Here is a 19,201-nt window from a genome sequence, read left to right as displayed (position 1 = left end):
GCCGTACTAGTTATCTTAAGTTATCGGCAAAAACTTTATTTTTATGCAGTCTATTTTCTAGGAAAGAAGCTCTCAGAAAAATATTTAAGCTGGGATGTAAAGTTTTTTAGCATGAACAAATGCGTCAGCCTATTTGATGCTTTTTCGATACAGTGCATAGACCCAACTAGGCTGTTAACGCGTTACTAGAAAGGCCAACAGATTGTAAAATTGCCAATGCTTTTTTGCTAACGTCATTGAAAAACTCGGAATACGCTAAAGCATCACCTAAGTCCATAATTTTATCGATGCTTGCTTGTATACGCTCATACCTATTTCCAAGCAAGCATGTGAGCATGTAGAGGTAGTATATGTCCGCGTTGTCTTCGTAAATTTGTAGTGCATCTTCTAAAACATTGGTTGCCTGGTCATCTCTCTCGAGCTCGATTAGGCAAAGCACAATCCAGCGCAAATATACTGCTTTTTCTTGAGGATTGGACTCGCTTTGATAGGCCGCAACGAAAGACTTTAAAGCCTCCTCAAAACGTTTTTCGTTAAATAGCAGATAAGCCGCTTCGTAAGGCAGTTCTACTTCGCTTCCTGGACCAACTTTACAGTAACAATTTTCCACCAACCCTTGTCTTGGGCTCTTTCTTTTCGCTGCAATCTCCCACCGGGCTATTTCGTGATTCTCAATAAGTGGATAAATAACCGGAACTCTCACTATGTCTGCGCTAGAATGCTTTAGGTGCTTGAAAAACCTATTTCTCTCTTCATCAGCAAAACGATCCTCGGCAATCAGGATATCCCAATCACTTAAGTCTTCTTTTGAAACTGGTTCTATCCCTAGTGCTTTAGGTAAAAAGACCACCGCATGGTTACTATTTTTTGAGATGGCAGCAGTGTTTGCAATAAGGTTCTTTATCTTTGCCATTTGATCTGCAAAGCTAAAATTCTCTTCGACAAAGGCACGATACTCGGCAGGATTGTAGTCTCCCTGCAATACCTCGTCGGCAAATTCAGCAGGAGAGTTAAAGATATATTTTTGCGGATAAATATCTTTTGCTCCAAAGAAGTTATAGACCAGAGGCTTTATTCCTTTTGTCATAGCCTCCATAACAGCCATGTTTTGGCTTTCGATTACGCTTGAACAGATAATAAAAGATTTATCATCTAGCCAGGCATCAACATTTTTTGTCTCCCCGTCATAGAACACACAATCTTCAATGCCCAGCTCTTTTATTAGGTAATAAAACTTTTGTTCGATGACACGGTCACAGAAACGCCCTGCAAAATGGATGCGGTATCTGTTATCTCTTTGATAGAGGCTGTAAAAGCATTGTAGGGCGAACAGGGGGTCTTTATGCCAGTGAAGTCTGCCTAGAAACGCAATTTCAAAGCCTTTTTTTCGGTCGGTAAACGTAAGTTTGCCAATATCGATGCCGTTGGGGATGACTTCGATTTTACCTGCAATACTGTTGACCTTTGAGACAAGCATCTCTTTAATGTAACCAGCAACCACTATGATCTTATCAATATTAGCCCAGTTGATGAGGTTTAGGGTCTCATCGTCATAGGCTTCATAGCGGTGGATTCGGCAGATAATAGGCGTGTTGATATCTACCAGGTGAGATGCTGCGATTATAGGGCCGTTACCCCATTCAAACCAGGCGATATCGCAATCGTCGAGCTGAGCTCTAAGCCGCGCTACATCACCGTTAAAAATAAATCTTTTAACCTTATACTCTTTCTTAAGGGACCGTGCAACTGGCTCAACGAATTGGAAGTTATTGCCATCACCAGCCCAGATGCCAATGCTTTTTTTATTATTGCTGGCATCAAATAGGTATGTCGGCGTATCGTTAAAGATGCCTTGCATGTTGTAGCCAAATCTACTCAAAAAGGTTTTAACCTCCGCGAGCTGTTGATTGTCTATAATCTCAATGTAGAGGAGGGGATGGTCCCTTTCTAAAATCCTTTCAGCACCTTTAAGGACTTCTAACTCCATTCCTTCTACGTCGATTTTGATAACATCGATTTCATCAGCTAAGTCAAATACAATCTCGTCAAGCGTACATATATCGACTTCGCCATTGACATCCTCGACTACACGCGCCATTCCGAGGTTGCCCTCGTCGGGTAACTTTACTTTACCTTTCTGGTGCTTAGCGCCTAGCGCACAGTTGAAAAGCCTAGTATTTTCCTGTAATTTATTAAGCTCTATGTTTCTCTTAAGCTGGGCAAATGACTCGGAGAAGGGTTCAAAGCTAAATACAGAGGCCTCACAAACCAATCCAAAGAAAACCGAGTGGTTTCCAATAAACGCGCCAACATCAACGACTGTGCTGCCTGCACCGATCCTGGACTTGATATCTTCAAGCATCCCTATTTCATAGAAATTGCTTGTTTTGCGGATGATCTGACTGATGTGATCTTCTTTAGTTAGATCAAAGCAAACCTCTTTACCTGCGTAATAAAACCTAAAAAAGTTCTCCATAATTTACCCTCCCGAGGCAATTAAGCGCACGCGAATTTTCGCGTGCATATGTCTAGTGTGTATAACCCATTAGGCCCTGCCAGAGCCTTTAAGTTATCCAAGGGCTCTTCATAATGCGGTTTAAGCTCTAGAGCCCTCATAAACTTTCTATATGCATTAGCTGTATCACCTAATAAGGCATAAGCTTCTCCTAAGTAGTTCTCGATGATATGATCCTTTGCTGTGAAAGAATCGAGTATCTGTAGGGCGACATCTGGTTTATCAAAAATTAGGCTGCCGATAGCTTTAACAAAGAGTTCTGCGTTTAATTCTTGTGCCAGGTTTATTGCCCTGTTAAGCCAAGTCTCAACACTTGATAGCATATGACGTCTGTATAATAATAATGCGACGATAGCGCATGCTTTGGCCTTATTATCACCAGCGTTGCCTTGCGACCATTCTATTTCAGGTATTAACTCTTCAAGCGTATGGCGGCTTAAGAATTTTTGGACATGAAGCTCGTGCTCGCGCCTAACTGCTTCCTTAGTTATATTGCTGGAATGCCAGCGGTATAGGAGTAATGGCTCAGATATATGTATCGAAGTCCAATTGCCGGGAATGCGAAGCACAAAATCTGCATCTGAGCCTACGCGAAGGGAAGTATCGTAGTGAAGGCCTTCTATCGCTGATCGGCGCAACATAATACTGGCAACGCTGTACGCATTGCCCATTTTTAAGAAAAACCTTAATAGACGAGCCTTCTCGATATTTCGATATTGCCAGTAACGTGTAGGTCTATGCAGCTCATCGATTTCTAACATGTCGCAGTGTACAAAGCTCACGTTTGGGGAAGCAAATTTATGGCGCATTAACTCAAACCGCATAGGTAACGAGATATCGTCTGAGTCGTGAAATAATATAAAGTCACCCTGAGCGTTATCCAGGCCCTTGTTCCTAGCTGCGGCTACTCCACCATTTTCTTGCTTTATATACTTGATGCGTGGGTCAGTGAAAGATAAGATGATATCCTCGCTGTTATCAGTTGAGCCATCGTTTACTATGATTAGCTCAAAGTTCTTGTAAGTCTGGTTTAAGATGCTCTTAATAGCATCGCTTAAGAATTTCTCTCTGTTATAAACCGGCATAATCACGCTAATCATCGCTTACCTCCAGCATAAATCAAGCGCACATAAACCTCATCCATGACCTATCAGCCAAATACAGGTTCTTGGAATATCCAATTGCTTTTAAGTTATCCAGCGGCTCTTCATATTGTGGGCTAAGCTCCAGAGCTCTCATAAAATGCCTGTAGGCTTGGATAGAATCTCCCATGAAAGCACAAACTTCTCCCATATAGTTCTCGGTTATGTGATCTTTGGTTGGGCAGGATTCAAACAGCCCTAATGCGATCTCATAGTTCTTATTAATGAAATGATTGACGGCATTTATAAAGAGCTTGCTCTCTATTCCTCGAGCCAGTTTTTGCGCTTTATCAAGCCATGCTCCCGCATCGATTGTCATCCAGCGTTGAGACAGGATTAGAGCGATGATTGCGTATGCTCTTGCCTCGTTATTGGTATCGTCACCGTTATTCCAATCCAGCTCCGGGACGAGCTCCTGAAGGCTATGCCGTTCAAGAAATTTCCGGATGTGAAGAGCCACAGTCTCATAGTCCAACTGTTTGGTTATGTTATTGGAGTGCCTGCGGTACAGATATAGGGCCTCAGGGACATGAACAGAATCCCAGTTACGGCTAAGTTGAAATACCATATCGGAATCTGTTCCTATGCGAAGGCTAGTGTCATATTTAAATCCCTCGATCATCTTGCGGCGAAGCATCATGCTGGGATTGTTAAAGGGTGTTCCTATCTTGAGGAATAGACGAAGGAGACGCTCTTTGCTGATGTTTCGAGATTGCCAATAACTTATCGGTTGATTTAAATCATTGATCAAAAGCATATCTGAATGAGTAAAACCAATCGATGGGGAAGTGAACTGGCGTTTTAGTACTTCAAGGCGAATTGGCAGAGAGACGTCATCTGCATCCTGCCATACTATGAATTCTCCCTTTGCGTGCTCAAGAGCGGTATTTCTTGCCGCAGCCTCACCGGCATTCTCCTGCTTTACATATACAATACGTGGGTCGGAGTAGGAGAGTATGATATCCTCGCTATTATCAGTTGACCCATCGTTTACTATGATTAGCTCAAAATCGGCCTCTGTCTGGTTTAAGATGCTCTCAATAGATTCTCTTAAGAACTCTGCCGCATTGTATACCGGCATTATTACGCTTATCACTTAAGCTTCTCCTTCTGCTAATAAAGCTACATTAGCTGCTTTGACTATGGTTTTTGTTTTCCGGTTCTTGGGTTAAGAACCAGCCTGCTGCTAGTTATAGATTGTTATCGGCTTGAGGCTATTAATTTTTAGGATTTTTTGATTAATTAGTGGATTATTGCTTGGAGGCACAAGCCAAACTGTGAATTGTTGCAAGCATGGCTAAGAAGCCCTCAGTTCTATTTGGAGGTGGGAGCTTTAAACTGCTTGGGCTGATGAGCCCGGCTGCATTCGGTAGTTCTCTTTGCTGTTAAGAAGTATTTGAATGCAAGAAGTAAAGCCTTGCAAACCGGTAATTCCCGGTAAACTGCAGAAAATCGCCAAACCTGCCGATAATATAGGCAAATGTAAATTATAGGCATTTTACCTGGCAGTTCAATGTATTGGTATTGCCGGGAGGCGGTAAAGTTGCAAGCAGGAAGCATTGATACCAATGTAGTAGATTTTGTCGAATATGGGCTAAATTTAGACGCCGTAAAGGCCTCAAGGACGCCTGCAGAGGTAGCGCAGGCTCAAAAGGTATACGAGAAGGCGAAGCACAAGTTTAACCAGGCTGTAAGCTCTTCTAAGCTCGACAAAAAAACGGTCGAGAAACTAATGGAGGATTTTAATGAGCTGGCTGAGGCCTTTAATATCCAGCTTCGCTTCAGCGTTAAAAAAGAGGGACCTGACCATATAAACGTCAAGGTCGTCAACGTGAAGACCAACGAAGTTATTCGTGAAATACCAATGCCAAAATTTTCAAAGGTGGGCTCAAGGCTTCTCGATGCCGTAGGCTTGATTATAGATAAGATAGCCTAGCAGTGGCTTTAGTTAATATTGACAGGGAGTTGTTTGGTTGTGAGCACGTTTAGGATTGGCGGAATTGCCTCAGGGATCGATTTCAACAAGTTAATCGACCAGCTTATGGCACTTGAAAGGCGCCCGCTCAACCTTTTAGAGGATAAAAAACAGCTATTGAGCTGGAAGAAAGATTACTGGTCTGAGATCCAAACAGCACTTAGCAACCTCGATAAGAGCCTTGAGGCTCTCCTGAAGAAATCAACAATGATGGCGCGCAGCGCATCTTCTTCTGATCAGACCATAGTAACCGCAGACGCAACGTCGGATGCGGCAACAGGAACATATGCCATACACGTAAATAATCTTGCCACCAGCACAAAGGTAACCAGTGGAGGTGGGGCATCAGGCCTTGGCATAAGCGGTAAAATTGTTACATCAGAGCCGATAAGCAGCTACACATCCAGGTTCAGTACAAATCCTACTGCAGGCACATTTACTATAAATGGGGCGATTTTTACGCTATCAGATACCAATTCTGACAGCAAGGTGGACGAACTTAAAGTAACAAAATCTGGTTATGCTGATGAGGTAATTTCGAACGCCAGCGGACTTACCCTGGATGATATCGTTTCGGGCATCAACAGCAATGCTAATATCAAGAATATGGCCGGGCTGGATGCGGCCAACGCGATAAGTTACGACTTAAACACAGATAAATTGTCACTAAAAGCTGCAGCGGCTGGTACCCTAAATCTTGGAAGCGCAGGAGATACCAGTAATTTCTTAAGTGCCGTTGGCTTGCTTAATGCAGGGTTTGAAGTCGACAATCTTACTAAAACCAGCACGTCGCATCTAGGCAGGGTTAGAACCACGCAAATCCTTGCTGATGCAAACTTTCAGGGAATCACAAGTGCCGCAGATTGGGCTGTGGATGGTAGCGGCAATGGTAAGTTTACCATCAATGGGGTGGAGATTACCTACAATATAAACACGGATACCTTGCAGAAAGTCATTGATCGCATAAATAATTCTACTGCCGGTGTTAGTGCGTCTTATGACAGCATAAACGATAAGCTGGTTTTAACAAACAAGAGCACAGGGAGTCTATCTATAAGCAGAGCAGATGTAACAGGTACTTTTCTTGAGAAAGCAACGTATGTCTTAGATAGTGCAGCAACAGAAACTATTGGAACTAATGCAAGCTTTACAATAAATGGCGGAAGTGCAATCACAAGTCTTTCCAACGATGTAACAGGGGTTATAGCCGGTGTGACTTTGCATCTGAAAAAAGATTCCTCAGATGCCACGATAACGATTGAGAAAGATAACTCAAAGGCCAAAGCGGCTATCAAAGATTTCATCGATAAATATAACGCCGCAATTACTCTCATAAATACCAGGCTTAGCGAAGAAAAGGTAAAAGAGCCATTATCGGACTATGACAGAAAAAAAGGCATTCTAAGGGCAGACAGGACCCTCATAGATATAAAATCTAAACTTGTTAACAAAGCAACGTCTATTGTCACGGGACTTTCTGCGACCATGGATCAGCTTGCTGAAATAGGTATCACAATCACGAGCGATGACTTTGGAAAATCAAGCACTCTGGTGCTTGATGAGGCAAAGCTTGACGCAGCCCTTAATGATAACGCAGGTGCAGTGGCTAGCCTTTTCTTTAACGACATAGATGCTGATGGCAAAGTAGACAACAATGAAGATGGTGTTGCTGCAAGGATTTCTCTTTTCATGGACCAGGTGCTGGATAAGGGCGGGACAAAATCTGTTACAAGCTACACAGAAGATGACTCTAAGGTCACCTATATTGGCAGCTGGGCCGATGGAGCAGGCGGGAACACAAAGGAATCTTCAACCGCAGGCGACTCTGCCAAGTTTACCTTTACTGGAAGCGGTGTGACCTGGTATGCGACTAAAGACGTTGGCATGGGAGTTGCCAAGGTATATATTGACGGGGTCTATAAACAAGATGTCGATTTATCAAGCAGTTCGACACAGAGCATGCAGAATGTTTATTCAATAGCCGGGCTCTCCGATGGCTCGCACACAATTGAAATCAAGGTCAGCTCGGGCACTGTAAATATAGATGGGTTTGACGTTACTTTTACAAACAGCACTGGTGTTGTTCCAAGGTTGCAGGAAGAGCTCCAGAGTGAGATAAGCTATATCGACAAGCAGATAGCTTATAAGGAGGAGTGGTACCAGCAGCGTGAGGACACTCTTGTAAAGCAGTTTACAGCTATGGAGCTTGCAATCCAGAGACTGCAGGAGATGCAGAACAAATTGTCTATGCAGTTCAGCAGTTTTTTTGGCGGCTAAAGCCGCTTATATATAAACTACGAAGGAGTTGAAGCAAAGTGTCGACAAAGCAATACCTGGAGACAAAGATTCAAACAGCAACACCTGAAGCATTAGTAGGAATGCTGTACGAGGGGGCAGTCAGGTTCCTGAAAGTAGCGGTAAGCGGACTTGATGAGAAGGACTGGCGCAAAGCCCACACGAATATTGTAAGGGCACAAAACATCGTATCTGAGCTAAACGTAGCTCTTGATAAAGCAAGGGGTGGGGATATCGCAAAAAACCTCTCGCAAATCTATGACTACTTAAATTCACGTCTAATCGAAGCAAACATTAAGAAAGATTCTAAGCTGGTTAACGAGTGCATCGGCCTGCTATCCGATTTAAGTTCAGCCTGGGCTGAAGTTATGAAGAATCCAAGGGGCATAGAAAAAGCAGGTGTAAATATTGCCAGTTAATTCAAAGGCCAAAGACGTGTCACAGATGAGCGATTATATTAAGCGAAAATCAGCCTACCTCAAGGATATCAAGCTTCTAATTGATGAAGAAAGGGCTGCGATAGAAGCATTAGATGTAGAAAAGCTAAATGTGGTAATCGGTAAAATGGAAGAGGCATTATCAAAGATAGAGACCCTGGACAACCAACAGGAAGACTCAGGAGTGGATCAGCTTTCAGCACACGAGCGCGATGTTATATTAAAAGCTCTCGAGCAAATATCGGGCGAGGGGGATAAAAATCTTAAACTACTGCTTAAGCGAAGAGAGGAAACCCTGGCGCAGTTAAAAGAGCTGCGAATTAAAAAGGATGCGCACAAGGCCTATAACAGGCCACAAGCGGTAAGAAGTGTAGTAAATAAAAATAGCTAGGTGTTAGTCCTGAAGCACCAAGGTGCGAAGGTGCCAAGGTCAAAAAAACAAAAATATTGGCACATCAAAACCTTAAGCAGGGCAAAAGCCCTGCTTAACCACACATCAAAAAAATGCTTAAGCCTTCCCAAAAAAATGCCGATTACTTTATTGATAGCTTGAAATTGCCAGCAATCCTTTGATTTAGGGGCAATCGTTAAGGGGATTTAGATGGCGGAGGCACTAGCTCTTAATTTAAATTCAGAGGAACCAAGAGAGAGGCATCTGAGATTGGCCGGACCGGAAACGGAAGCCAGGGAACACCGACCGACTGAGGCGTTCCGTACAAATCAAATCACTATCAATCTTCCAGAAGATTCCTCTGAACTTAAAAGCAACATAGTGTTTTTCTCCGCGCGTGCTTAGTCAAATCCTGAAACGATAGAAAAAGATAAAATAATATGTCAAGCGATATTATAACAATCTATCGGATGCCAAAATATATAGAAGGTTATCAAGAATATCATAAGTGCGTAATAAGCAACCAAAAGCTAGTTAGCAATATAAAACTATATAATCGCAAGGTAAAGTATTTAATAGATTGGTAAAATAGCGAAAATTATTTTAAAATATATAAAGCCTTTGCTTGTTAGGCGCAGCAAAGAATAGTAATATAGCCAATAGGCAAGGGCTGGTGCCGGAGGAAAGCGATGAAAAGCAAAACCACCGAGATAATGACGACAAAGCAGCTGGCTGAGTACCTACAGATGAGCCAGATAACGATATGCAGGTTAGCCAGGGATAGAAAGTTACCTGGCCTTAAGATTGGCAAAGAATGGCGCTTTCCAAAGGCGCTGATAGATAGGTTAATCGCTTCAGGCAGCAACTTCGAAGAGGCCTTCGATGGCATCGAGGTGAGTGGAGGTGCAGAGAATTGATCGATCTTTTCTCTAACGACACTTTTGTAGCCTTAAACAGCGGTCTTGACGCAACAGCTCTTAGGCAGCAGGTAATCGCAAACAATATAGCGAATATTAATACACCCGGTTATAAAAAACAGGATGTGAGCTTTGAAGAGGAGCTTAAGCATGCTGTAGATAGCAAGTATAATTCAAATCTTAAGCGTACCGATCCAAGGCACCTGCCAGCTTCAAGCTCACTCTCTTCAGTTGGGATTAATGTAAAGTCTCTGGGAGGAACGTCGATGCGCTATGACGGAAACAACGTAGACATCGATGAAGAGATGACCAAGCTCGCAGAGAATAATATAAAGTACAATGCAATAGCCCAATTAATGGGCGCTCGCTTCAATACACTAAAGACGGTCATTAACGGAGGGAGGTAAAAGGTGAGCCTGTTCTCGACGCTTCGCATTAGCGCATCCGGCCTAACTGCAAATAGACTCTGGCTGGATACGATATCCAGCAATATTGCCAATGCCAATACAACCCGCACGGCTGAAGGCGGGCCGTACCGCAGGCGAGATGTGATAATGGCGCCGCGCGGCGGGGGAGGCTTCGCACGGTTATTTGGAAGTGCTGGTACATCTCCCGGGCAGGGAGTCGAAGTGATAGGAATAACAAAAGATACCAGCGCTCCACGGTTGGTTTACAATCCTAGCCACCCGGATGCTGATGCGAACGGGTATGTAGCAATGCCTAACATAAACATCGTAACCGAGATGGTAAACATGGTTGCCGCGCAGCGTGCCTATGAGGCAAACGTTACCGTTATAGCTGCTGCTAAAAGCATGGCAATGAAATCCCTGGAGATATAATTAAGAGGGGCTGAACGTAGTGGATATTACACCATTGAAACTTAGTCAGATCAATCTAGGATCAATTGGAGCAGAAAAAACAGATAGCCCGTCAGGCAAAACCCTCGAATCATTCGCTGGAATTCTCAATGAAACAATTGAGAAAACAAACAGTTTGCAGAAGAACGCAGATACGGCGATAGAAAAATTCGTAGCAGGTGAACTTGACATACATGATGTCATGGTAGAGGTTGAAAAAGCTAATGTAGCGTTACAGCTTACTATCCAACTTAGAAACAAGGTAATCGAAGCTTATCAAGAAGTAATGAGAATGCAAGTCTAGCGCGTGAGGATAGTTAATGGCATCGCCCGCTGAAGCGATCGAAAAGGCTAAAATCGGCTGGCAGAAGCTCAATATAAACCAGAAGATGACGATCGTGATAACGACGGTCGCCTTCCTGGTTGCGTTGGGCACGCTTCTTTTCTGGATCTCTCGCCCGTCATATAGCGTTCTATTCTCTAACTTAAGCCCTGAAGATGCAAGCGCTATAGTGTCAAAACTTCAGGAAAAGAAAATCCCTTATGTATTAGATGGAACATCCATCATTAAAGTCCCGAGCGATAAAGTATACGAAACAAGAATTGACCTTGCCGGGCAAGGTTTGCCGCAGGGAGGAACCGTCGGTTTTGAGATATTTGACCAGAATAATTTCGGTCTATCGGAGTTTACCCAGAAAGTTAATTACCGCAGGGCTCTAGAGGGTGAACTTGCAAGAACTATCTCACAAATAAATGAAATCAGCGGGGCACGGGTCCATCTTGTTGTCCCCGAACCTTCACTTTACAGCGAGAAGGAAAATCCGGCAACCGCATCGGTTGTTATTAAGCCGAAGGCAGGCGCGAAACTTTCAGGTAATCAGGTTCAGGGTATTGTAAATCTGGTCGCCCGAAGCGTTGAGGGGCTAAAGCCGGAGAATATAACAGTTGTCGACACAAATGGCAACGTCTTAAATGAAGCAACCGGCGACTCGGCTATGGCTACCCAAGGGGTTTACACTAAGACCCAGCTTGAAGCCAAAGAAGCCTATGAAAATAGCCTTGAAAAATCAATCTCATCTATGCTTGGCCGGGTGCTTGGAACCGAGAACAACGCTGTCGTCAGGGTTTCGGCAGAACTTGATTTTACCTCGAAAGAAATACAGACAAATAAGGTTGAGCAGGGTGAGAATCCGCCTATTGTAAGCGAGCAGATTGAGAAGGAGACTTACAGTGGGGAGGGAGCTCCGCCTGGCGGGGTGGCTGGCCTAAGCTCACAGGTTCCCGGGACGTCGACAAACACCACCCAAGGTTCGACTACGTATCCAGGAGTAACTTACGGCTCGGGTAATTCTGAATATAAGAGCTCGAAAACAACAAGAAACTACGATTCGACAAAGATCACCGAGCATGAGGTCAAACCACCCGGAGAGGTTAAAAAGCTCTCGGTTGCTGTGGTTGTAAACAACGATGGGAGCAAGCCGGTGCGTGATGAGACGATCGAGAAGCTGGTCTCTGCGGCTGCAGGTATCGATAAAGGAAGAGGAGATGTTCTAACGGTAAGCAGTGTGCCTTTTGACACGGAGTGGGCGAAGAAGGAAGAAAGCGCGATCGCAGATGCGCAAAGGAAAGAAGCTTACGCAAACTATGCTAAATATGCCGTCGTTTTGATATTGTTAGCTGTCAGTTTATATGTCTTATTTAGGATGGCTTCCGGCTTTAGGTCTACACGCCGGACGGGTGACTTTGCCGGGTCATTCTCTGCAGGATCGATAGCAAGTGTTGGTGAAATTGACATAACGGCAGCGGAAGTGGAGGCGGAGATGAGCGATTTGCCGCCTGAGAAGAGAAAAGAACTATTAATTCGGCAGAGGAGGCGGCAGATGCAGAGGGAAGAGATACAAAACCTCGCAAAGGAACGTCCTGCAGATGTTGCCCAGTTGCTCAGGGTTTGGTTAAATACATAGCTTTTGGCTTTTAGCTGTCAGCAGTCAGCAGCGGGCTTTTGAAATTAAGCCGATAGCTGATGGCTTTATCAATAGGAGGGTTTATATGCCGCCTACAAGGACCAGACAACGCTCAAGTGGTGGCTTAAGGCAAATATCGGATCGGCAGAAAGCAGCAGTGCTTTTGCTCTCGCTTGGTGCCGAACTCTCTGCCCAGGTTCTGAAGAAGTTAAACGAATCTGAGGTTGAACTTTTGGTCGCTGAGATAGCACATGTTGAAAAACTGCCGCAGCACGTGACCGATAGCGTCCTCAGAGAGTTTCACGACCTCTATGAGGCCCAGGAGTTTATCACGCAGGGCGGTATAGAGTATGCCACCGACATTCTTGAAAGAGCTCTTGGGAAACACAAGGCCAGGGAGATCATGGAGAGGCTGACTGCAACCCTCGAGCTCGCGCCGTTTCATTTTCTTAGAAACTCCGACCCAAGTGAGATTGCAAGCTTTATTGAAGATGAGCATCCACAGACTATAGCGCTTGTCCTGACTCACTTACGTCCTGAGCAGTCATCAGTGATACTTAAGCAGCTGGATCCAGAGCTGAGGGCCGAGGTTGTAAAAAGGGTTGCGCTTATGGACAGGACGACGCCGGATATTATCGCCGAGGTAGAAAATATTCTAGAGTCCAAAATATCCTCGCTTGCCAGGAGCCAGGAATATTCAACAAGCGGCGGGATAGATGCGACCGTTAAGATACTGAATCAGGTTGATAGGGGGACGGAGCAGGCTATCCTTGAAATACTTGAGGATGAGAATCCGGACCTTGCCGATGAGATCCGAAGAAAACTATTTACATTCGAGGATATCATCAACCTCGAGGACCGTGCGGTACAAAGGGTTCTTAGGGAAATCGACTCCAAGAAACTCGCGCTTGCGCTTAAGACAGCAAACGACGATCTCAAAGAGAAAATATTTGCGAATATGTCCCAAAGGGCAGGTGAGATGCTCAGGGAAGATATGGAGTTCCTTGGGCCGGTTCGTCTAAAAGATGTCGAAGAAGCGCAGCAGGAGATCGTAAATGCGGTCCGCCGCTTGGAGGAGGATGGCGAGATTATTATCGCCCGCGGCGGAGAGGAAGAAATCATTGTCTAGGATTATTCGAAACAGCGACAAAATCAGAAATCTTCACTTTGACCCCATACCAAATGACATATCTTCTGATGAGGACTTTCAAACCGGTAAAACGCTGGCCGCAGAAAGCACCGCTGCAGCCGGCGTTATTGAGGACTCAGTAACCAGAGCCAGCTTGATTATCGAAGAGGCCGAAAGAAGGGTTCGGCAAATTGAGCATGAAGCTTACCAGAAGGGATACCAGGAGGGTCTGGATTCTGCAAGGGCTGAGATATCCAAGGCATTGGACACCATTATATCGATTGCCAAACAGGCTGCTGAAGAGAAATGGAGGGTTATAAACTCTGTTGAAGAGAATATCGTAAATCTTGCAGTAGAGATTGCTGAAAAGATAGTCTGCGAGCAAGTTACAGTCGATCCCAGGGTGATAGTTAACGTAGCAAGGAAGGCACTTATGGTTGCGGCAGAGCGTGAACATATTGAGATAAGGGTCAGCCCAGATGATCTGGAAATTATGAGGGCTCACAAAGACGAGCTTATGTCAATAGCCGACAGGATCGAAAAGATCGAAATCATTGCAGATAGAAGGATTAAGCGTGGCGGGTGCATACTTGAAACAAGTGCAGGCAACGTAGACGCCCGTGTGCAGTCACAGCTTTATCAGGTTGAGCAAGCTCTTAGAGGAGTTGTAAGTGGCAATGAGGCAGGGGATTAAAGACCTTGATTTTGATAAATTCAGCGATGCCGTAAGGAAAATTTCGGCAATCAAACAAAATGGCAAGGTAATTCAGGTTGTCGGGCTTGTCATAGAGTCGTGTGGACCTGCTGCTCAAGTTGGTGAACTATGCCATATACAGATATCAAGAAACGAACCACCGGTTGCCGCAGAAGTTGTCGGTTTTAAAGAGAACAGGGTGTTGCTGATGCCGCTTGGTGAAATGAGCGGCATCAAGCCGGGAAGTGAAGTTGTGGCAAGCGGCAGATCGCTCTCAGTTGGTGTCGGAAGTGCGCTTTTAGGGCGTGTGATCGATGGCTTGGGTCGCCCCATTGATGGCAAGGGCCCAATACTAACCTCAAAGGAGTATCCGCTGCACAATAAGCCTCCGGATCCCTTAACCAGAAAAAGGATAAGTGAGCACCTGGCTCTTGGGGTAAGAGCCATCGACGGTATCCTGACCTGTGGGAAGGGTCAAAGAATCGGCATCTTTGCCGGAAGCGGTGTTGGGAAAAGCACGCTTCTTGGAATGATAGCGAGAAACACTGAGGCAGATATCAACGTCATTGGGTTGATCGGTGAAAGGGGCAGGGAGGTTAGGGACTTTATTGAGAAAGATTTAGGCGAAGAAGGCCTCTCTCGCTCAGTTGTAGTTGTTGCGACTTCCGACCAGCCTGCTCTTATACGGTTAAAAGGAGCTTTTACTGCAACTGCTATCGCCGAGTATTTTAGAGATCAGGGTAACGATGTCATGCTCATGATGGACTCGGTAACAAGGTTTGCGATGGCACAGCGTGAGGTTGGGTTGGCAATCGGTGAGCCTCCTGCTACGAGGGGATACACTCCATCTGTGTTTGCGCTTCTACCGAAGTTGCTCGAGCGCTCTGGTACCGCTAGCAGAGGTACGACCACCGGGCTTTATACGGTTCTGGTCGAGGCAGACGATATGAATGAGCCAATTGCCGATGCGGTAAGAAGCATTCTGGACGGCCATATAGTTCTCTCAAGAAGGCTTGCATCGCAGAACCATTATCCGGCGATAGATATACTTCAGAGTGTAAGCAGGGTAATGCCTGATATTGTAAGCAAAGATCACATGGTAGTTGCTGGACAGTTAAGAGATACGCTTGCTACCTATCAAGAGGCCGAAGACCTGATAAATATCGGTGCATATGTTAGTGGAAGCAACCCAAAAATAGATTACGCTATTGAGTTAATTGATACAGTAAGGGCTTTTTTAAAACAAGATGTAGACGAGAAAGAAGATTTCGTGCGAACTGTCGAGCATTTAGAAAGTATATTTAAGGATAACGGTGGATAACAAAAAGGGCCCAGGGACCGAATCCCAGGGGCCAGGGTAATAGCAGGCAGTAGGTTCGACACGTTGGAGCCTTGGCACATCAAGACGTAATCCGGAGGATTACATGCCCAAGTTTAAATTCAAGCTACAACCTGTTCTTCATCACAGGCGGAAAAAAGAAGACATACTTAAAAAAGAGCTAGCTGATATCAAGAGGGTTTTTAAGATTGAAAAAGCCGTACTTGAAGAGCTAAAGCAAAAGCTCACAAGACTTCATAACGATTTTAGGGCAAAGCAGCAGACTTCTCCTGATCCAGCCGAGGCTGCCGCTTATTCAAACTATATAGATAAAGTCGAGCGTGACATTGAAATGCAGCTAATCAAACTTTCAGAGATAGCCAGCGAGGTAAAAAGATCCCAAGAGCGCTTGATAGAGGCATCTAAAGATAAAAAGATTCTCGAGAAGCTCTATGATAAGCAGTACGAGGAGTTCCAAAAGGAGTTTGCGCGTGTTGAGCAGGGTGTAATCGACGAGCTTGCGACAATACGGCATAACCGTAAAAGATCGAATCTGGAGGAGATTTAATGCTTGGCGGTATCGGACATATTATAAGCCGCATACAGGATATCCGCAGCCGCTTTGGTTACGGCACCATACAGCCGAGCCCTCAAATAAGCAGAAGCATGGGGCCGGGCTCAACAAATCCGGTCGATACAGGGCTTTTTGATTCGGTTCCGGTTAAGCGATTGCCTGGCAGTGGTGATAAATCGACTGACCTATCTAATTTTGCCGAGGCCCTAAAATATGCTGACCAAAAAAGCAGGTCAGTCTCTGCTTCGGCAGCCGCACTTTTAAAAGCCGCCAGCGGTGAGGAGGTCGAATTTAGTGACCTTATAGCGGCTTCTGCTGAGAAGTATGGCTTAGATTATAACCTTATAAGATCGGTAATCGAGGCGGAATCTAGCTTTGATCCGAATGCTAAATCTCCAGCTGGAGCTATGGGTCTCATGCAGCTTATGCCGGCAACGGCAAAATCTATGGGAGTAGAGGATGCATTTGATGCCGCGCAGAATATCGACGGTGGAAGCAGGTATTTAAAAATGATGCTGGACCGCTTTGGATCGATAGAGCTGGCGCTGGCAGCGTATAACGCTGGGCCGGGTAATGTGAAAAAATATGGCGGAATACCGCCTTTTAAAGAGACGCAAAGCTATGTGGCAAGGATAATGAGCCGCTTGCAAGAGCTGAATTCTTGGGCTAGAGGGGAAGACCTTTAATTTATTATGGACCAGGACTTCTGGCCTCCTTGTGGTGATTTAATCCTGAAGCAGGGAGTATTGGCAAGTATCAGAGAATATTAGTAAACATATAAGGCGGCTATTAGTAAATGTATAAGGCGGCGGTATTGGTTTAAGGGCTAGAATATGGCAGCTAAACAAAACGCTAAGAATAATAAGCAAAAAAACGGGGTATTGCTGGCGGTCATGCTGATCGTTCTTTATGTGGTGATCCTGGTCGCTGCGTTGAGATATACCGGAGTTATTAAGTTCCCTGCGCAGAAAAAAGCTAATGTTGCGAAGGAAAAAGTCGATAAAAAAAGTAAGGCTAAGTCGCCTGTTACGACGGTTAAGGCAGCAGAGAAAAAAACCGGGACAACCACGACGACTCAACCGGTTACAACGACAACAACAAACTTAATATTACCTGCTACCAGCCAGGATAGTAATCAAGAGCTTAATAAGCTGGTAAAGATCTATGAATCCATGGATTCAGACCAAGCGGCTAAAATAATTGCTGAGCTATCCGATAGTGAAGCAGTTACTATATTGAGCAAGATGAAAGCATCAAACGCAGCAGAGATTCTAGCTGCTATGGATGCTAAGCGTGCCGCCGGTCTGAGTAAAGATTTGGGCTTAAATGCCCAAGAATAGCTCATGAAGGGAGGTGAACACGTGAACATTGTAGAGACTCCATTCCTTGGAGTATCCTTAAATCCCACCGGACAATCTCAACCCGGTAAATCCCCCAAGGTAACAGGTGGCTTTGAACCTTTATTGGGCGAATTTGCAGCCCAACTAAACGGTAGTGACGAGGCCATAGCTTTAAACTCTGACCCACAAATCAGGAAGGGACTGCTGTTGCTCATAGCGGGAGGTGATAAGCCCCAGGATAGCTATGATATGGAAGACTTAATTGCCAGGCTGGGAGAGAGACTGATTAACTTAATAATCGAAGCGCTAAAAAGCGGAAATACCGATATAAAGAAGGAAGATATTGTACCTATTCTCGACGAGCTATTAAGCGGTTTGGCTGTCGGGGAGGGCGATACGAACACCCGCAATATGTTTATTAAGCTTCTTGGCAACTTCAGCCTCAGCTCTGGTGAAGGGGGAAAGGGAGGTCTTGGTAGGCTAACCGATGGTTTGCCTGATTCTCTTAAATTAAAGCTGCGCCTTTTTGCTCACAGGACAGGACAATCTCTGTCAGACCAGGAGCTGGATATGGTCAAGTATAAATTGGTAGCCAACCTGCTCAGCCTTATGGGTCTAGAGGCAGGTAAAACAGATGGCGCTTTGGCGGGCGGTATCGATACCAAGCTGGCTATCCATCTCAGGGATATGTTTATGGAGAGATTCCATGTCAGGCAAAACGCAGCCAACCAGGTTGCTGGGCAGAGTGCAGTCGGGGGCACAGTATCTGCTGCGGATGGCGGACAGGTTAGCGCCACTTCCCAAGTTACAGCAGAGGCACAGGTTTCCGGCGTTACTGGTATGAACGAGTTACTGCAGGCTGCGGCAGCAGACGATGGTTCAGATGTGCCCGTGGCGCTTGTGCAAAGCCTCCCGGCAGCAGACGCAGCAGCTCAGCAAACCGGTATAGCCCAGGGCGAAAGTACCGATGTTGCTCTGGATACAGCTAAGCTGCCAGTCGCTGATAAGGGACTTGCCTCGCAAAGCGGAGCGGGCGTACAGCAAATAACGGCGGATGCAAAGAGCACAGATACTTCTGCCAATGATGCCGCCACTTCAAACACTGGAAGTTCGGGCTCTCAATCGAATTATAGTTATACGGTTGAGAATAAGCAGCCCTTCGCAACAGAGCTGACGCAAAAGGATTCATCCACTGCAATGTCCGGTGCGGCTGCTGATTCTGTGTTGGCTGCCGATCCTAAGCAGCTTATTGAGAGGCTCGTTGAGAAGCTTGACGTTTTAGTTTCAGGTGCGAGGAGCGAAGCCAGAATCCAGCTTAAGCCCAGGTACTTGGGCGAGCTTAAGATTCACTTAACTATCGAGGGCGGTACGATTAGAGCGGTCCTTGATGCTTCAACGCACCAGGCAAAGCAGATAATCGAGGAAAATCTAGGCAATCTGAAACAATCGCTAGAAGAGCAAGGACTTAAAATCAAGGAATTCCATGTTTCAGTTGGCCAGAACAACGAAGGTCATAGCCGCGATACGGATCACCAACATCGTGAAAGAGCCGTGAGCAATTATGATAGAGCTGCGATAGTTCAGGAGATCCAAAAAATTAGGACTAGGCTAAGCCTAGGACTTGATATGGCGGTTAATTACTTAGCGTAGGAG

At 45.2% G+C, this 19,201-nt stretch carries 20 protein-coding genes; 17 read left to right on the top strand and 3 right to left on the bottom strand.

The window, feature by feature from the left end; genetic code table 11:
- Window positions 1-166 precede the first annotated feature (166 nt).
- Genes K6T91_00770 through K6T91_00760 form a run of 3 tightly spaced genes read right to left on the bottom strand, consistent with a single transcriptional unit; the run spans window position 167 to window position 4,753 of the window.
- Window positions 167-2,476, bottom strand: coding sequence for an FkbM family methyltransferase (locus K6T91_00770; GenBank protein ID MCL6471334.1), 2,310 nt, complete (start codon window positions 2,474-2,476; stop codon window positions 167-169).
- A gap of 20 nt (window positions 2,477-2,496) precedes the next feature.
- Window positions 2,497-3,615, bottom strand: coding sequence for a glycosyltransferase (locus K6T91_00765; protein ID MCL6471333.1), 1,119 nt, complete (start codon window positions 3,613-3,615; stop codon window positions 2,497-2,499).
- Window positions 3,616-3,634: 19 nt separating this feature from the next.
- Window positions 3,635-4,753 (bottom strand): glycosyltransferase, encoded by a 1,119-nt coding sequence (locus tag K6T91_00760; protein ID MCL6471332.1) that lies wholly within the window; start codon window positions 4,751-4,753, stop codon window positions 3,635-3,637.
- A gap of 447 nt (window positions 4,754-5,200) precedes the next feature.
- Here K6T91_00760 and K6T91_00755 point away from each other — a divergent pair, with 447 nt between their 5' ends.
- The 17 genes from K6T91_00755 to K6T91_00675 all read left to right on the top strand — a co-directional run bounded on the left by K6T91_00755 (window position 5,201) and on the right by K6T91_00675 (window position 19,198).
- A complete protein-coding gene (locus K6T91_00755; GenBank protein ID MCL6471331.1) occupies window positions 5,201-5,593 on the top strand; it encodes a flagellar protein FlaG in 393 nt (130 codons plus the stop codon).
- A gap of 39 nt (window positions 5,594-5,632) precedes the next feature.
- A complete protein-coding gene (gene fliD / locus K6T91_00750) occupies window positions 5,633-7,909 on the top strand; it encodes a flagellar filament capping protein FliD (protein ID MCL6471330.1) in 2,277 nt (758 codons plus the stop codon).
- A gap of 38 nt (window positions 7,910-7,947) precedes the next feature.
- The gene (gene fliS, locus K6T91_00745; protein MCL6471329.1) at window positions 7,948-8,346 is read left to right on the top strand and encodes a flagellar export chaperone FliS; all 399 of its coding nucleotides are present in this window, start codon (window positions 7,948-7,950) and stop codon (window positions 8,344-8,346) included.
- Window positions 8,336-8,755, top strand: a complete 420-nt coding sequence (locus K6T91_00740; protein MCL6471328.1) for a hypothetical protein — start codon at window positions 8,336-8,338, stop codon at window positions 8,753-8,755. Before fliS ends, K6T91_00740 begins: the two co-directional genes overlap by 11 nt.
- A gap of 210 nt (window positions 8,756-8,965) precedes the next feature.
- The gene (locus tag K6T91_00735; protein ID MCL6471327.1) at window positions 8,966-9,160 is read left to right on the top strand and encodes a hypothetical protein; all 195 of its coding nucleotides are present in this window, start codon (window positions 8,966-8,968) and stop codon (window positions 9,158-9,160) included.
- A 284-nt stretch (window positions 9,161-9,444) separates the two neighbouring features.
- Window positions 9,445-9,672 carry a helix-turn-helix domain-containing protein gene (locus K6T91_00730; protein MCL6471326.1) on the top strand — a complete coding sequence of 76 codons (228 nt, stop codon included), beginning with the start codon at window positions 9,445-9,447 and terminating at the stop codon, window positions 9,670-9,672.
- Window positions 9,672-10,079: a flagellar basal body rod protein FlgB gene (gene flgB / locus K6T91_00725; protein ID MCL6471325.1), complete on the top strand. Its 408-nt coding sequence runs from the start codon at window positions 9,672-9,674 to the stop codon at window positions 10,077-10,079. The genes K6T91_00730 and flgB overlap by 1 nt, the downstream gene beginning before the upstream one ends.
- A gap of 3 nt (window positions 10,080-10,082) precedes the next feature.
- Entirely contained in the window at window positions 10,083-10,511 is a 429-nt protein-coding gene (gene flgC, locus K6T91_00720) for a flagellar basal body rod protein FlgC (GenBank protein MCL6471324.1), read from the top strand.
- Window positions 10,512-10,560: 49 nt separating this feature from the next.
- Window positions 10,561-10,833 carry a flagellar hook-basal body complex protein FliE gene (gene fliE, locus K6T91_00715; protein MCL6471323.1) on the top strand — a complete coding sequence of 91 codons (273 nt, stop codon included), beginning with the start codon at window positions 10,561-10,563 and terminating at the stop codon, window positions 10,831-10,833.
- Window positions 10,834-10,849: 16 nt separating this feature from the next.
- A complete protein-coding gene (gene fliF, locus K6T91_00710; protein ID MCL6471322.1) occupies window positions 10,850-12,493 on the top strand; it encodes a flagellar M-ring protein FliF in 1,644 nt (547 codons plus the stop codon).
- Between the two features lie 85 nt (window positions 12,494-12,578).
- The gene (fliG, locus tag K6T91_00705; protein MCL6471321.1) at window positions 12,579-13,622 is read left to right on the top strand and encodes a flagellar motor switch protein FliG; all 1,044 of its coding nucleotides are present in this window, start codon (window positions 12,579-12,581) and stop codon (window positions 13,620-13,622) included.
- Window positions 13,615-14,316 carry a hypothetical protein gene (locus tag K6T91_00700; GenBank protein MCL6471320.1) on the top strand — a complete coding sequence of 234 codons (702 nt, stop codon included), beginning with the start codon at window positions 13,615-13,617 and terminating at the stop codon, window positions 14,314-14,316. Before fliG ends, K6T91_00700 begins: the two co-directional genes overlap by 8 nt.
- On the top strand, window positions 14,300-15,637 hold the full coding sequence (gene fliI / locus K6T91_00695) for a flagellar protein export ATPase FliI (GenBank protein ID MCL6471319.1): 1,338 nt from the start codon (window positions 14,300-14,302) through the stop codon (window positions 15,635-15,637). Before K6T91_00700 ends, fliI begins: the two co-directional genes overlap by 17 nt.
- A gap of 103 nt (window positions 15,638-15,740) precedes the next feature.
- A complete protein-coding gene (gene fliJ / locus K6T91_00690; GenBank protein ID MCL6471318.1) occupies window positions 15,741-16,202 on the top strand; it encodes a flagellar export protein FliJ in 462 nt (153 codons plus the stop codon).
- A gap of 98 nt (window positions 16,203-16,300) precedes the next feature.
- Window positions 16,301-16,894, top strand: coding sequence for a lytic transglycosylase domain-containing protein (locus K6T91_00685; GenBank protein ID MCL6471317.1), 594 nt, complete (start codon window positions 16,301-16,303; stop codon window positions 16,892-16,894).
- Between the two features lie 147 nt (window positions 16,895-17,041).
- A complete protein-coding gene (locus K6T91_00680; protein MCL6471316.1) occupies window positions 17,042-17,548 on the top strand; it encodes a hypothetical protein in 507 nt (168 codons plus the stop codon).
- Between the two features lie 21 nt (window positions 17,549-17,569).
- Window positions 17,570-19,198 carry a flagellar hook-length control protein FliK gene (locus tag K6T91_00675; GenBank protein MCL6471315.1) on the top strand — a complete coding sequence of 543 codons (1,629 nt, stop codon included), beginning with the start codon at window positions 17,570-17,572 and terminating at the stop codon, window positions 19,196-19,198.
- Window positions 19,199-19,201: the final 3 nt, after the last annotated feature.

The sequence above is a fragment of the Bacillota bacterium genome (genome assembly GCA_023511485.1).
Lineage (GTDB): Bacteria > Actinomycetota > Aquicultoria > Aquicultorales > Aquicultoraceae > CADDYS01.
This window is presented reverse-complemented; position numbering and strand designations above follow the sequence as displayed.

Excerpts from the sequence above, each read along its gene's own strand:
- K6T91_00765 (MCL6471333.1), bottom strand. The coding sequence starts at position 3,615 with ATGATTAGCGTGATTATGCCGGTTTATAACAGAGAGAAATTCTTAAGC.
- fliF (MCL6471322.1), top strand. The coding sequence starts at position 10,850 with ATGGCATCGCCCGCTGAAGCGATCGAAAAGGCTAAAATCGGCTGGCAG.
- K6T91_00730 (MCL6471326.1), top strand. The coding sequence starts at position 9,445 with ATGAAAAGCAAAACCACCGAGATAATGACGACAAAGCAGCTGGCTGAG.
- fliI (MCL6471319.1), top strand. The coding sequence starts at position 14,300 with ATGAGGCAGGGGATTAAAGACCTTGATTTTGATAAATTCAGCGATGCC.
- K6T91_00685 (MCL6471317.1), top strand. The coding sequence starts at position 16,301 with ATGGGGCCGGGCTCAACAAATCCGGTCGATACAGGGCTTTTTGATTCG.
- fliG (MCL6471321.1), top strand. The coding sequence starts at position 12,579 with ATGCCGCCTACAAGGACCAGACAACGCTCAAGTGGTGGCTTAAGGCAA.
- K6T91_00770 (MCL6471334.1), bottom strand. The coding sequence starts at position 2,476 with ATGGAGAACTTTTTTAGGTTTTATTACGCAGGTAAAGAGGTTTGCTTT.
- fliJ (MCL6471318.1), top strand. The coding sequence starts at position 15,741 with ATGCCCAAGTTTAAATTCAAGCTACAACCTGTTCTTCATCACAGGCGG.
- K6T91_00735 (MCL6471327.1), top strand. The coding sequence starts at position 8,966 with ATGGCGGAGGCACTAGCTCTTAATTTAAATTCAGAGGAACCAAGAGAG.
- K6T91_00680 (MCL6471316.1), top strand. The coding sequence starts at position 17,042 with ATGGCAGCTAAACAAAACGCTAAGAATAATAAGCAAAAAAACGGGGTA.